Raw genomic sequence first — 14,004 nt, forward strand, 5'->3', positions numbered from 1 at the left:
GGAGGTCAGCCGATGGTCGAGCTCGTCCCGCCGTCGCACGCTCGACGGCTGCGGTGCCTGGGCATCGGCGATCCCGACACGGTGGCGGCCGTCGCGCGCGGCGGCGGGCTGGGCGTGCTCGACGGGGCCGACCCGGTCGAGCTGCGCCTGGTCGCGGCCCGGGTTCGCGTGCCTTACGGCGTGCGCACGGACGGTCCGCTGCCCGCGGGCGCGGCCTTCGCGATCCGGACGAAAGCGCCGTGGCAGGGCGCGCTCGCCGAGGTGACCGACGCCGCAACCGCCGCCGAAGCGGTCCGCGGCGGTGCGCTGGGGCTCGTCGCCGGGGTCGGCGAGTTGAGCGATTTCGTTCTGCTGCAACAGCTTCTCGGCAGGTTCGACGTCCCGGTGTGGGGCCGCGCGGCCGGAGAGCGGACGGCGGTGGGCGCGCTCGCGGGCGGCGCGGCGGGGGTGCTCCTGCCGTCCGCGACGGAGGCCAGGGTCCGCCGGATCATCGGCGCGGAGCTGTCCTCGGCAGCGTTGGGCGACCGGCTGTGCCGCACGCTGGGCACCGCGCTGCCGATCGTGCAAGGCCCGATGACGCGCGTCAGCGACCAGCCCGCGTTCGCCGCCGCGGTCGCGGACGCGGGCGGGTTTCCGTTCATCGCAGTGGCTACCGCGAACGGCGCGCGCACGGCCGAGTTGTTGCGCGGCACCGCCGAACGGCTCGGCGCCCGGCCGTGGGGCGCGGGCATTCTCGGCTTCGTCCCCGACGACCTGCGCGCCGAGCAGTTCGCCGCGATCCGGGCCGCCCGGCCGCGCTGCGTGCTGATCGCGGGCGGGAAACCGGGGCAGGCCAAGGCGTTGGAAGCCGAGGGCATCGCGACCTTCCTGCACGTTCCCTCGCCGATCCTGCTCCGCCAGTACCTCGACGCCGGGGTGCGCCGGTTCGTGTTCGAGGGAGCCGAATGCGGCGGCCACGTGGGACCGCGGTCGAGCTTCGAGCTGTGGGAAGAGCAGCTGGCTGTCCTGGCGGGGGAGAAGGACGTCGAGGTGCTGTTCGCGGGCGGGATCCACGACGCCCGTTCGACCGCGATGGTCGCCGCGATGGCCGCGCCGCTCGACGGTGCGGGCGTTTTGCTCGGCACTGCCTACCTGTTCACCAAGGAAGCCGTGCAGCACGGCGCGATCACCCGGCTGTTCCAGGAATGTGTGCTCGCCGCGGACACCACCGTCACCCTCGAAACCGCGCCGGGCCATCGCACGCGCTGCCTGCTCAGCCCGTACACGACGGAGTTCCAGCAGCTCAAGGCAGACCTGACCGACGTGCCCGCGCGGGAGGCCTGGCAACGGCTCGAAGAGCTGAACACCGGACGGTCGCGGATCGCCAGCAAGGGCGTGCGCCGCGACGGAACGCGGCTGAGCGCGCAGACCCAGCTCGCCGACGGGATGTACATGGCCGGGGAGGTCGCCGTACTGCGCGACCGCCGGACCACGATCGCGGAACTGCACGCCGAAGTCTCCTCGGGACGGACGTTCGCGCGCCCGGTCGAAGAGGCGGAGACGGCGAGCCGAGACATTGCGGTCATCGGCATGGCCGGTACCTTCGCGGGCGCACCCGATCTCGAAGCGTTCTGGTCGAACATCCTGCGCGGCGAGGATTCGGTCGCCGAGGTGCCGCCCGAGCGCTGGGATCCGGAAGTCTACTTCGGACAGTCGACGTCGAAGTGGGGCGGTTTCCTGCCGCCGCTGCCGGTCGACCCGCTGGACTACGGCATTCCGCCGTCCGCGATGAGCAGCATCGACCCGGCGCAGCTCGTGTCGCTGGAGACCGCGCGCCGCGCGCTGGCCGACGCCGGGTACGAAGACCGGGAGTTCGACCGGGAACGCACGAGCGTCGTCTTCGGCGCCGAGGCAGGCGGTGACCTCGCGAACGCGGGCACGCTGCGCTCGCTGCTCGACGGCTACTTCGAGGAGGTCCCGAGCGAACTCCGGGACCAGCTGCCCGAACCGACCGAGGACACCTTCCCCGGCACGCTCGCCAACGTCATCTCCGGCCGGATCGCCAACCGGCTCGACCTCGGCGGCGCGAACTACACCGTCGACGCCGCCTGCGGATCCTCGCTGGCCGCACTGGATCTCGCGGTCAAGGAATTGCGGAGCGGAACCAGTTCGCTCGTGCTGTGCGGGGCGGTCGACCTGCACAATGGCATCCACGACTACCTGATGTTCACCGCCGCCGGCGCGTTGTCGCCGACCGGGCGGTGCCGTCCGTTCGACGTGTCCGCCGACGGCATCGCGCTCGGCGAGGGCGTCGCCTGTCTGGTGCTCAAACGGCTTGCCGACGCCGAGCGCGACGGAGACCGGATCTACGCCGTGGTCAAGGGGGTGGGCGCGGCGAGCGACGGGAAGGCGCTGGGGCTCACCGCGCCGCGTCCGGAAGGGCAGGCCCGCGCGCTGGAACGGGCCTACCGCGACGCCGGGGTGTCTCCGGCGGACGTCGGGCTGGTGGAGGCGCACGGCACCGGAACGGTCGTCGGCGACGCGACCGAACTGCGCACTTTGACGAGCTTCTTCGCCGAGTCCGGGGCCACGCCGGGCTCCTGCGCGCTCGGTTCGGTCAAGAGCCAGATCGGCCACACGAAGTGCGCGGCCGGGCTGGCCGGGCTGATCAAGGCCGCGCTCGCGCTGTGGCACGAGGTCGTCCCGCCGACGCTGCACCTGACCAAGCCCACCACGGCCTGGGACCCGGCGGCCAGCCCGTTCACGTTCACCACCTCGGCCCGGCCGTGGGCGGACCCGGCGCGGCTGGCCGGAGTGAGCGCGTTCGGGTTCGGCGGTACCAATTTCCACGCCGTGCTCGGCGCGGGCCCGGTCGCTCCCGACCGGCGGCACGGGCTCCGCGACTGGCCCGCCGGAACCGCGGAGACCCTCGCCGGCATCGTCCCGAGCGCGGCTGACCCCGGCAAAGTCGCGTTCTTGTTCCCCGGCCAGGGCAGCCAGCGCGTCGGCATGCTCGCCGAGCTGTTCGTGCACTTCCCCGAACTGGCCGAAATCCTGCGCCTCGCCCCCGACGTCGCCGCAACCGCTTTCCCGCCGAATGCCTTCGACCCTGATTCCGTTGCGGCGCAAGAGAACGCGCTGACCGACACTCGCGTCGCGCAGCCCGCGCTGGGGCTGGTCGAAACCGCGGTGGCGCGGCTGCTGGACCAAGTCGGCGTCCGGCCGGACTTCCTCGGCGGGCACAGCTACGGCGAACTGGTCGCGCTGTCGGTCGCGGGCGCGTTCGACACCGCGACCCTCGTGCGGCTCAGCCGGGCCCGGGCGAAGGCCATCGCCGACGTTGCCGCACCCGGCACGATGGCCGCGGTGAAGGCGTCGCGCGACGTTCTCACCTCGACCCTGATCGGCCCGGACGTCGTGATGGCCAACCACAACGCGCCCGAGCAGAGTGTTCTGTCCGGGCCGGTCCCCGCGGTGGAGCGGGCGATCCGGCGGCTGCGCGAGACCGGTATCGCGGCCAAGCGGATCCCGGTGGCTTGCGCGTTCCACAGCCCGCTGGTCGCCGGAGCGGGCGACGCCTTCGCCGCGGCGCTTGCCGAGGAAGACCTCTCCGCACCTCGGTTGCCGGTGTGGTCGAACCGGTTGGCGCAGCCGTACGAAGGCGACGTCTGCGGCGAACTCGCGGCGCAGATCGGCGCACCCGTGCGGTTTCTCGACCAGATCGAATCGATGTACGCGGCGGGTGCGCGGACGTTCGTCGAGGTCGGGCCCGGCCGCGTGCTGACCGCGCTGGTGGGGGAGATCCTCGGAGACCGCCCGCACACCGCGGTCGCGTGCGGACCTGGCCTCAACGGATTCCTCACCGCGTTGTCCCGCCTCGCGCAAGCGGGCGTCGCCGTCCGCACCGAACGGCTGGTCCGGCCGTCGCGCCCCGAACCCGCCGACACCGCCTGGGCAGTCGACGGCCGGTCCGTCCGCGCACCCGGCGCCGAAACCCCCGCCCTCCCGCCTGCCCGACGGATACGGAGCACCGCGATGACCGAGCCCGCCCCCAGCCGCGACCAAGCGGTCGTCGACTTCCTGCGCACCGCCCGCGAACTCGTCGCGGCGCAGCGCGACGTGATGCTCGGCTACCTGGGCACCGCGCCCGCCGCACCCGCGCCAGCCGCCCCGGCACTCATCCCGGCGCTCATCCCGGTGATCGAGGAGCCGGTGGCCGCACCGGAACCAGCGGCGATCGAGGCAGCGCCCGCCGACGTGCTGACGACCGTGATCGGCGTGATCAGCGAACGCACCGGCTACCCGGCGGAGATGATCGCGGGCGACCTCGATCTCGAGGCGGACCTGTCGATCGACTCGATCAAACGGACCGAGATCGCCGGAACCCTGCTGGGCAAACTGGGCCTGCCCGCCGACGACCGCACCGATCAGCTCAGCCGCGACCGGACCGCGAACGCCCTCACCGCGCACCTGGAGAGCTGGTTGTCGCCCGCCCCGGCGGCGGCCGCGCCGAAGCGGTACCGGCTGGCCAGAGTGCCGGTGCCGCTCGACCCGGATCCCACGCGGCTGCGCGGAAAGTCCGTGGCGGTGCTGGGCGGCGACGCGTCGGTCCGCGAGGCTTTCGCGTGCGCCGGAGCGAAAGTCGTCACCGAGGACGCCGACCTCACCGTGCTGCTCGCCGGAGGCACCGAGGCCCCGGAGCTGTTCACCCGGCTCAAGGCGCTGCATGGAGATGTCCTGATCGCGGCGGAGCCGGGAACTGCCGGGCTTCGCGGCCTGGTCCGCTCGGCCGCGCTGGAACGCGCGGGCGCCACCCGGCTGGTCGAGGTCGGGCAAGACCTCGCGAAGGTGCTGGTCGACGAAGCCTGCAGCGACGGCCCGTCCGTCGTCGGCCATGACCACGACGGCCGCTTCACGATCGAGCCGCAGCATCAGGAACTCGGGTCGATCGCCTACTCCGGGGCCGGGCCGGGCGGCGGCGAACTCGCCGCGCTGGACCTCGGCCCGGATTCCCTGGTCCTGCTCGTCGGCGGGGCGCGCGGGATCACCGCCCGCGCGGCGGTCGCGTTCGCCGAGTCCGGCTGCCGGATCGAACTCGCCGGACGCACTCCGTGGCCCGGCGAACCCGACGACCTGCCCGCCGACCCCGCCGCGATGCGGGCCGTGCTCGCCGGACGCGGCGGATCGGTGGCCGACATCGAACGCCAGGTGCGGACCGTCCTGGCGCAGCGCGAGATCGGCCGCACCCTTGACGAGATCCGGGCTGTGGGCGGCGACCCCGCGTACCAGTCGCTCGACGTACGCGACGCGAACGCCGTGCACCAACTGGTCAAAGACCTCGTGGCGCGGCACGGCCGGATCGACGGCGTCGTCTTCGCCGCGGGCGTGATCGACGACAAGCTCATGGCGGACAAGGACGAACAGTCGTTCCGCACCGTCTTCGAGACCAAAGTGGACGGTGCGCGCGCGTTGCTCTCGGCGTTGCCGGAGTTCGGGGTTGAACCCGGGTTCGTCGCCTTCTTCGGCAGCATCGCCGCAGTGCTCGGCAACCGCGGCCAGACCGACTATGCCGCGGCGAACGACGCTCTGGAAGCGCTGAGCACGAGCTGGCCCGGCCGCGCAGTCACTGTCCACTGGGGACCGTGGGCCCCCGGCGCTGACCACAGCGGGATGGTTTCGCCGGAGCTGGCCCGCGAGTACGAACGCCGGGAGGTCGCCCTGCTCGACGCCGGAGAAGGCGTCGCGGCTCTGTTGCGCGAACTCGCCTACGGAACTGATCGCGCGGTCCTGTACACGGCGTCGCTATGGTGAGGCAGGAACCGGTCGCGCTCGTCGGGATGGGTGTTTTCCTCCCCGGAGCGTCCACTGTGGACCAGTACTGGCGGAATCTTGTCGAAGGTGCTGACGCCGTCACTGAGATTCCGGAGGATCGTCGCGACCCGGCGTTCCATGGGCAAGACGGCTCCGCGCCGGACCGGACGCACGGCCGCCGCGGCGGATTCGCTCCGGACACGCTCGAATTCGACCCAGCCGCTTACGGCGTGCCGCCGACGTCGCTGGCCGGGATCGAGCCGGACCAGCTGACGGCGCTCGCGGTCGCCGTGGCCGCAGTGGACGACGCTGGCGGTCTCAGCGGGCTCGGCGACCCCGAACGGATCGGCGTCGTGCTCGGCCGCGGCGGCTATCTTTCGCCGGGGCTGCAAGGATTCGACCAGCGGGTCCGCACGGTCCGGCAGATCGCCCGCACGGTCGGCGAACTGGTCCCGTCCGCCGGGCCGGACGTGCTCGACCGGCTGCGCACGGCGTTGCGCGAAACCCTGGGCGAGTTCCGGCCGGAGACCGCCGCCGGGCTGGTGCCGAACCTCGCCGCGGCCCGCGTGGCGAATCGGCTCGACCTCGGCGGCCCGGCCTACACCGTCGACGCCGCGTGTGCGTCGTCGCTGGTCGCGGTCGACCAGGCGATCGGGGAACTGGCCCGGGGACGCTGCGACGCCGTACTCGCCGGCGGCGTGCACCAAACGCACGACGACACGCTCTGGTCGCTGTTCACCCAGCTCGGCGCGCTGTCGCCGAGCCAGCGGATCAGCCCGCTCTCGCGCGGCGCCGACGGGATGCTGATCGGGGAGGGCACCGCGATCGTCGTGCTCAAGCGGCTGGCCGACGCCCGGCGCGACGGCGACCGCGTGTACGCCGTGCTGCGGGGCAGCGGCACGTCGAGCGACGGGCGGGGCGCGAGCTTGCTCAGCCCGTCCGTCGCGGGCCAGACCCTCGCGCTGCGCCGGGCGTGGGACGGAATGGACCCGGCGGGAATCGGCCTGCTGGAGGCGCACGGCACGGCCACGCCCGCCGGGGACGCGGCCGAGCTGACCACCGTCGCCGAAGTGTTCGGCACGACCGTCGGTCCGCGCGCGGTGATCGGCTCGGTCAAGTCGATGATCGGGCACACTCTGTCGACGGCCGGGGTCGCTGGGCTGGTCAAAGTCGCGCTCGCGCTGCACCACGAGGTGCTTCCGCCGACGCTGCACTGCGGCGACCCGAACCCGTTGCTCGACAAGACGCGGTTCCGCGTGCTGGCCGAAGCCGAGCCGTGGGGCGCGTTGCCGCGGGTGGCCGCGGTGAGCGCGTTCGGGTTCGGCGGCGTGAACGCGCACCTGGTGGTGGAGGCTGGGGATCCGGCGCCGAAACGCAAAGCACGCGTCACCGAGCCGGAACGCGTGCTGCGGCTGGCCGCGAACTCTCCGGCGGAGCTGCTGGAGCGCCTCGACCGGCCGGGGGAGCCGGGGGACGGGCGGTGCCGGATCGGGATCGTCGGCCCGGACGAACGCAAACTGGCCATGGCTCGCAAGGTGATCGGGAAAGTCGCGGCCACCGGCCGGGCGTGGCACAGCGCCGACCTCTGGTGCACCGCCGATCCGCTGCTGCCGCACGGGAAAACCGTGTTCCTGTATCCGGGGCTGGAAGCGGACGGCGAGCCGCGCCTCGCCGACGTCGCCCGGCACTTCGGACTCGATCGGCCGCACTGGTCGACCGCCAGCGTGCCCGCGCGGGCGGCGAGCGTGTCGGCGGCCGGGCTCGTGCTCGACCAGGCGTTGCGGCGGCTGGCGATCCGCCCGGACGCGCTCGCCGGGCACAGCGCCGGCGAGTGGACCGCGATGCAGGCCGCCGGGATGTACCAGCCGGAGCCGGATCTGCTGGACCGGTACTGGCCGGAAGGATTCGAACTGCCCGCCGCGGACTACCTGGTGCTGGGCTGCCCAGCCGGGCGAGTGGCCGAACTGCTCACCGAAGACCTCGTTGTCTCCCACGAGAACGCGGCCCAACAGACGATCGTGTGCGGTCCGCCGGACGCGGTCGCGGCGTTCGCCAAAACGTGCCGCAGCAAGGGAATCGTGGCGCGGACGCTGCCGTTCCGGTCCGGTTTCCATACGCCGTTGCTGCGGCCGCACCTGGAGCCGTTCACCCGGCTCGCGGCGGAGCTGGAGTTGCGCGAACCCGCCGTGCCGGTGTGGTCGGCCACGACCGCGCGGCCCTATCCCGCCGACCCGGACGCGATCCGTCGGCTGTACCTGGAGCACCTCGTGCGCCCGGTCCGCTTCCGCGAGCTGACCGAGGCCTTGCACCAGGACGGATTCCGCGTGTTCGTGCAGGTCGGCGCCGGGCAGCTGGGCTCGTTCGTCGCCGACACGCTCGGCGACCGGCGACACCTGGTCGTCGCCGCCGGATCCGGCACCCGCTCCGGGCTCGCTCAGCTCCGCCGGGTCGCGACGGCGTGGTGGACCGAAGGCGGCGCACCCGACTTCGCAGCCGCGGAGCCGCGGCGGATTCGGCTGAACACCGGGCGACCGTTGTTGACGCTCGGGGAACGGGCGCGCGGGCTGCTCGAGGACCGGAGCCTGCCGGAGCTGCCCGCGGGGACGCCCGAGGCGATCGCCGCGGAGTTCCGCGCGCTGCTCGACCAGACCCGCCAGAGCGCGGCGGACGTCGTCGCGGCTGCGGTCCAGCGTCCGGTCGAGTCCACTGTGGACGTATCGCTCGCCGCGATGCCGTACCTGCGCGACCACCGGTTCTTCCGGCAGCGCGACGACTGGCCCGACGAGACCGACTTCCGCCCGGTGGTGCCCGCGACCACGCTGGTGGACCTCGCCTGCCGGGCCGTCGAACGGACCTGGCCGGGCACGACCGCGGCCACAGTGCGCGACGCGGTGTTCTCGCGGTGGCTGATCGCCGCTCCTGCCCAGCAGGTGCCGCTGTCGCTCAGCCGTCGGGGCGACCAGGTGACTGTCGAGATCGGACCGTACGCACTGCTGACCGTCGAGCTGGGCCCGTTCCGGCCATCGCCGCCCCGCACGCGGATTCCAGCGCCGGAAACCCCGCCGCCGTTGGCCGCGGCCGAAATCTACGCACGCCGCGAGATGTTCCACGGCCCGGCGTACCAAGGCTTGGCCCGGCTGACCGGTCTCGGCGAACAGCACATCCGGGGCGAGCTGGTGGTGCCGTCCGCTCCCGGCGGGCTGCTCGACAACGTGGGCCAGCTGCTGGGCTGCTGGCTGATGGCGACCCGGACCGACGATCTGCTCGCCTTCCCCCGCTCGATCGGCCGGATCACCTGGCACGGCGCGGAACCCGGACCGGGCACCCGGGTCGAATGCCTGGTGCGAACGCGGCTGCCCCGGCCGGACGTGCTGGAAATGGACGCCGAACTGGTGCGCGACGGCCAGGTGCTCGCGACCGTCGAGGGCTGGCGGGACGTCCGGTTCCCGTGCGACCGCGCGGCCCATCGCGTCTACGCCTTCCCGCACCAGCACCTGCTTTCGGAGCGCTTGGACGGCGGTCGCGTGTCCGTCACTGACCGCTGGCCGACTGTCGCCGCGCGCGAGATCTACGCCGGTGTCTACCTCGCGGCCGAGGAACGGGCCGAATTCGCCGCGGTGTCACCGCGCGAGCAGCGTGGCTGGCTGCTGACCCGGATCGCGGCGAAGGACGCCGTCCGCGCGGAGTTGGCCGAAGAGATTTACCCGGCCGAGATCCGCGTGCATGCCGACGGCCGGGTGTCCGGCCGGGGTCGGGAGCTGCCTCGTTTCGCTGTTTCCGTTGAGCTGGACGGGGACACCGCCATCGCACAACTCAGGAGCACGACATGACCTTCGTCGAGGGTTGGCGGGATGTGCGGTTTCCGGGCGACCGCGCGGCTCGTCGCGTGTGCGTCACGGACCGTTGGCCGATTGTCGCCGCGCGCGAGATCTACCCGGCCGAGATCCGCGTGCATGCCGACGGCCGGGTGTCCGGTCGTGGTCGCGAACTGCCCGACCTCGCCATCGCCGTTGAGCTGAACGGGGACACCGCTATCGCACAACTCAGGAGCACGACATGACCATCGACCACGCCTCGGCTGTCTTCGACGTCGTCGCGGAACTGCTCGGCGAGCTGGTCGGCGACGCCGACGTGCTCGGCGTCGAGATCACGCCCGACACGACGTTCCACGAGGACCTGCAGCTGGAAAGCATCGACCTGGTGACCTTCGCGAGCATCCTGGCCGAGCACTTCGGCGAGGACGTCAACCTCGCCGAGTACCTGGCGGAGAAGGACCTCGACGACGTCATCGGGCTGACCGTCGGCGACATCGCCCGGTTCGTGGGGGAGCGCACGTGCCCACGATGACGGTGAACGGGCTGCGCACCAACGTGCAGCTCGTCCGCGCGGGCGGCGCCGAGACCGTGGTGTTCCTGCACGGCATGGGCACCGACAGCCTCGCGAGCTTCTACCTGACGCTCGCGCCCCCGGTCGCGGCCGCGGGCATCGACGTGATCAGCTACGACCTGCGCGGCCACGGCAAGACCGAGCGGCCGGTGCGCGGCTACACGCTGGCCGATTTCGTCGCCGACCTCGACGACCTGCTGGGCCAGCTCGGCGTCGAGCAGCCGGTGCACCTGGTGGGCAACAGCTTCGGCGGGACGCTCGCCTACAGCTACGCGGTCGCCAACCCGTCGCGGGTCCGCAGCATCGTGTGCATCGAGTCGGAGCCCGCGACCGAGGCGTGGGCCGGGAAAATGAGCGAAATCCTCGCGCACACCGTGCGTTTCCTCCAGGAGGAGGAGAGTTTCGACTGGATCGAGGCGAACTTCAGCGCACACCACCGGCGGCTGGCGCGGCTGGCCGCCGAGCGGATCACGTCCACGAAAATGGCCGAGGAGGTCCCGCTCGGGCCGCTGCTCTCCTGGGAACAGGTGGCGGCGATCGGCTGCCCGGTGCTGTCCGTGCTGGGCAGCCACGGCTACCAGGCCGACGATCTCGAAGCGCTCACCTCGATGCTGCCGCGCGGCGAACTGCACGTGTTCGAAGGGCAGGGGCATTCGGTGCTCGTGGAACAGCATCGCGAGGTGCGCAAGCTGGTGCTGGAATGGATCGGACGGCATTCGGCATGAGGTTCCTGCTCGTCGTCCCGCCGCTGGCCGGGCACATCGCACCGCTGCGCGGGGTGGCCGAGGAGCTGTCCGCGCGCGGCCACGAGGTGGCTTGGTGCGGGCCCTCGCCGGGAGTGTCCGGACTGGTCGCCGGGCAGGTGTTCGCGGCGGGCGACTCCCGGCCGTTTTCGGTGGCGCTGCGGCCTCCGGAGCTGCGCGGGTTCGCCGCGTTGAAGTACCTCTGGGAGTCCTATCTGGTCCCGCTCGCCGACGCGATGGTTCCGGGCGTCCAGCTCGCCGTCGACGCTTTCCGCCCCGACGTCGTCGTGGCCGACCAGCAGGCGCTGGCGGGCCCGCTGGTCGCCGCGCGCCACGGGCTGCCGTGGGCGACGTCCGCCTCGACGTCCACCGAACTGGCCGATCCGCTCGCCTCGATGCCGAGGATCGCGTCGTGGGTGGCCGGGCTCCAGACGGGATTGTGCGCACGGCACGGAGCCCGCGTCGCCGACCTGCGGTTCTCGCCGCACCTGGTGCTGGCGTTCACGACGCGCGCCCTGGCTGGGCGGCCACGGGTTTCCGCACCGGTCTGTTACGTCGGGCCGGTGCTTCCCGCTTCCCCCAACGGATTCGCGCGGTCCTTTGTGGACACTCGACCGCTCGTGGTGGTGACTCTCGGCACGTCGAACGCTTCGGCGGGAGAGCGGTTTCTCGCCGAGAGCGTCGCCGCGCTGGCCGGAATGCCGCACGTCCAGGGGCTGGTCGTCGACCCGACCGGCACGCTGGAGAGCGAGGAAGTCGCGCTGGCGTGGCGGATCCCGCAGGTCGAGGTGTTCGCGCAGGCGTCGGTGGTGGTCTGCCACGGCGGGCACAACACGGTGTGCGAAGCACTGGCGGCTGGGCTCCCGCTGGTGCTCGCTCCGATTCGTGATGACCAGTCGATGCTGGCTCAGCAGGTGGTCGCGGCGCAGGCGGGGGTTCGGTTGCGTTTCGATCGTGCTCGCGCTGCCGACATCCGTGCGGCGGTGGAGTCGGCCGAGAAGTATCGCGCGGGTGCGGCGCGGATCGGCGCGTCGTTCGCGGCGGCTGGGGGCGCGCCGGAGGCGGCGTCTCGGCTGGAGGCGTTGGTGCAGGCGGGCTAGCTGCGGTCGCGGAACGTCCGCGCGGCCAACGTGCTCCCCACCACCGCAGCCACCGCCGCGATCGCCAGTGCCGCCGCGACCGACCAGCCGACCGGGCGGGCCAAGGCCAGCGCTCGGGTCGCGTCGATCGCGTACGTCAGCGGGTTGACCGCCGACACCGCGCGGACCCACTGCGGCATCGAGTCCAGCGGCATGTACGCGCTGGAGGAGAACATCAGCGGGAACATCACCACGAACGACGCCGCCTGAAGCGTCTCGGCCTTGCGCAGCCACGTCGTGATCGCGACGAACACCCAGCTCAGGCACCAGCCCACGACCAGCGTCAGCACCAGGGCCAGGCTGAGCCCGAGCACCCCGCCGGCCGGGCGGAAGCCGAGGAACAGCACGCTCGCGGCCGAGGTCACGACCAGTTGCACGCACAGCCGCGCGGAATCGGCGAGGGTGCGGGCCATCAGCACCGAGAACAGCGAGATCGGCAGGCAGCGCAGCCGCGCGGTGAACCCGCTGTAGATCTCCGCGAGCAGACCCGCGCCCGAACTCATCGCGGTCGTCATCGAGATGTTGACCAGCGTCGCGGGCACCAGGAAGTTCACGTATCCCTGATAGGCGGCGACACTCGGCAGCGCGCCGACGCCGCTGAACACCTGGCTGAAGAGCAACAGCAGGACCACCGGTTGCAGCAAGCCGAAGAACACCAGCCGCCAGTCGCCGAACGCGGTGCGCAGCGAGCGGGCGGCGAGTACGCGGACCTGGGTCCAGAAGGTGGTTTCGGGCCACCTCGGCGGATCGGCGAGGACCGCGGCCGGTGCGCGGTGGCGGGATCGCGTCACGAGTTCGCGGCTGTCGCGTGCAGGGACAGGTATACGTCGTCGAGCGTCGGCTCGGTCACCGTCAAGTCCCGCAGCGGAGCTTCGGCCGCATCGAGCGCGCGCACCAGCATCGTGATGTCTCCGGGGCCGCGCAGCGGAACGGTCAGCGTCAGCCCGGCGCGGCCCGCTGAAAGACCGAGCCGGGACACCGCGTCCACCGCGCGCCGCACGGTGAGTTCGCTGCCCAGGGTCAGCGTCGCGGTACGGCTGCCGAGCCGCGCTTTGAGCTGGGCGGGCGTGCCGGAGACGGTGATGCGCCCGAGTCCGAGCACGACGACGTGGTCGGCCAGCCGGTCCGCCTCTTCGAGATACTGGGTGGTCAGCACGATCGTGGTGCCGCGCGCGGCCAGTTCCTCGACGACGTTCCACAACGCGGCCCGGCTCACCGGGTCGAGTCCGGTGGTCGGCTCGTCGAGGAACAGCACTTCCGGCACGCCCACCAGTCCGGCAGCCAGGTCGAGCCGCCGCCGCATGCCGCCGGAGTAGGTTCCGGCGGGCCGGTCCGCCGCGTCCTCGAGCCCGAACGACGCGATCAGTTCGGCGGCGCGCGCCCGCGCCTGCGCCGGTTTCGCACCCAGCAGCCGCGCGATCAGCAGCAGATTCCGGCGTCCGGACAATGCGTCGTCGACCGCGGCGAACTGCCCGGTGACGCCGATCCGCCGCCGGATCGCGCGCCCGCGCCGGACGACGTCGTGCCCGCACACCCGGGCGGTGCCGGAACTCGGCCGGATCCGCGTGCTGAGAATGTCGATCAGCGTGGTTTTCCCGGCTCCGTTGTGCCCGAGGACCGCGAGCACCGTCCCGGGGGCGACGGCGAGGCTGATCCCCGCGAGCGCGGTGACTTCGCGGTACTTCTTGACGAGGTCCGTCACGGCGATGACCGGCGGGCGCATGGCCGCTCCTTCCCTTTCCCGGAAAAGGTAACGAGCCGCCGCCGGGAAAAGCAAGAATCCGGTCTCCCGCTGTCCCCGGCGTAACAGTTTTCCGCGCGGCGAATAGCACGCGCGTGACAAGTCATGAGCCAGGTGAACCTTTTGCGGCAAGGCATTCCGGCTGGTGTGACAAAGAAATGTCCGGGAGGTGGTGCGCGGGCAATCGCGGCGGTATTTTCCGGAA

The 14,004-nt window shown here is 72.3% G+C and carries 8 protein-coding genes; 6 read left to right on the forward strand and 2 right to left on the reverse strand.

Annotation, left to right across the window (positions count from 1 at the left end):
- Positions 1 to 12 precede the first annotated feature (12 nt).
- From FKO37_RS19490 to FKO37_RS19515, 6 genes are read left to right on the forward strand one after another with little or no spacing between them, the layout of a single operon-like run.
- A complete protein-coding gene (locus tag FKO37_RS19490) occupies positions 13 to 5,790 on the forward strand; it encodes a type I polyketide synthase (RefSeq protein ID WP_238605364.1) in 5,778 nt (1,925 codons plus the stop codon).
- Positions 5,784 to 9,620: a type I polyketide synthase gene (locus tag FKO37_RS19495; RefSeq protein WP_238605365.1), complete on the forward strand. Its 3,837-nt coding sequence runs from the start codon at positions 5,784 to 5,786 to the stop codon at positions 9,618 to 9,620. Before FKO37_RS19490 ends, FKO37_RS19495 begins: the two co-directional genes overlap by 7 nt.
- On the forward strand, positions 9,617 to 9,850 hold the full coding sequence (locus FKO37_RS19500) for a hypothetical protein (RefSeq protein ID WP_238605366.1): 234 nt from the start codon (positions 9,617 to 9,619) through the stop codon (positions 9,848 to 9,850). The genes FKO37_RS19495 and FKO37_RS19500 overlap by 4 nt, the downstream gene beginning before the upstream one ends.
- Positions 9,847 to 10,137, forward strand: coding sequence for an acyl carrier protein (locus FKO37_RS19505; RefSeq protein WP_238605367.1), 291 nt, complete (start codon positions 9,847 to 9,849; stop codon positions 10,135 to 10,137). Before FKO37_RS19500 ends, FKO37_RS19505 begins: the two co-directional genes overlap by 4 nt.
- On the forward strand, positions 10,125 to 10,901 hold the full coding sequence (locus FKO37_RS19510; protein WP_134666835.1) for an alpha/beta fold hydrolase: 777 nt from the start codon (positions 10,125 to 10,127) through the stop codon (positions 10,899 to 10,901). The genes FKO37_RS19505 and FKO37_RS19510 overlap by 13 nt, the downstream gene beginning before the upstream one ends.
- Positions 10,877 to 12,019 (forward strand): glycosyltransferase, encoded by a 1,143-nt coding sequence (locus tag FKO37_RS19515; RefSeq protein WP_238605368.1) that lies wholly within the window; start codon positions 10,877 to 10,879, stop codon positions 12,017 to 12,019. Before FKO37_RS19510 ends, FKO37_RS19515 begins: the two co-directional genes overlap by 25 nt.
- On the opposite strand, the gene FKO37_RS19520 is transcribed toward FKO37_RS19515, so the two are convergent.
- Together FKO37_RS19520 and FKO37_RS19525 are read right to left on the reverse strand one after the other, a co-directional pair.
- A complete protein-coding gene (locus FKO37_RS19520; protein ID WP_238605369.1) occupies positions 12,016 to 12,849 on the reverse strand; it encodes an ABC transporter permease in 834 nt (277 codons plus the stop codon). The genes FKO37_RS19515 and FKO37_RS19520 overlap by 4 nt on opposite strands.
- Complete coding sequence (locus FKO37_RS19525) at positions 12,846 to 13,781, reverse strand: ATP-binding cassette domain-containing protein (protein WP_238605370.1); 936 nt, start codon at positions 13,779 to 13,781, stop codon at positions 12,846 to 12,848. Before FKO37_RS19525 ends, FKO37_RS19520 begins: the two co-directional genes overlap by 4 nt.
- Between the last annotated feature and the right edge of the window lie 223 nt (positions 13,782 to 14,004).

Origin of the sequence: Amycolatopsis sp. Poz14 (assembly GCF_006704225.1) — a bacterium.
Taxonomy (GTDB): Bacteria; Actinomycetota; Actinomycetes; order Mycobacteriales; family Pseudonocardiaceae; genus Amycolatopsis; species Amycolatopsis nivea.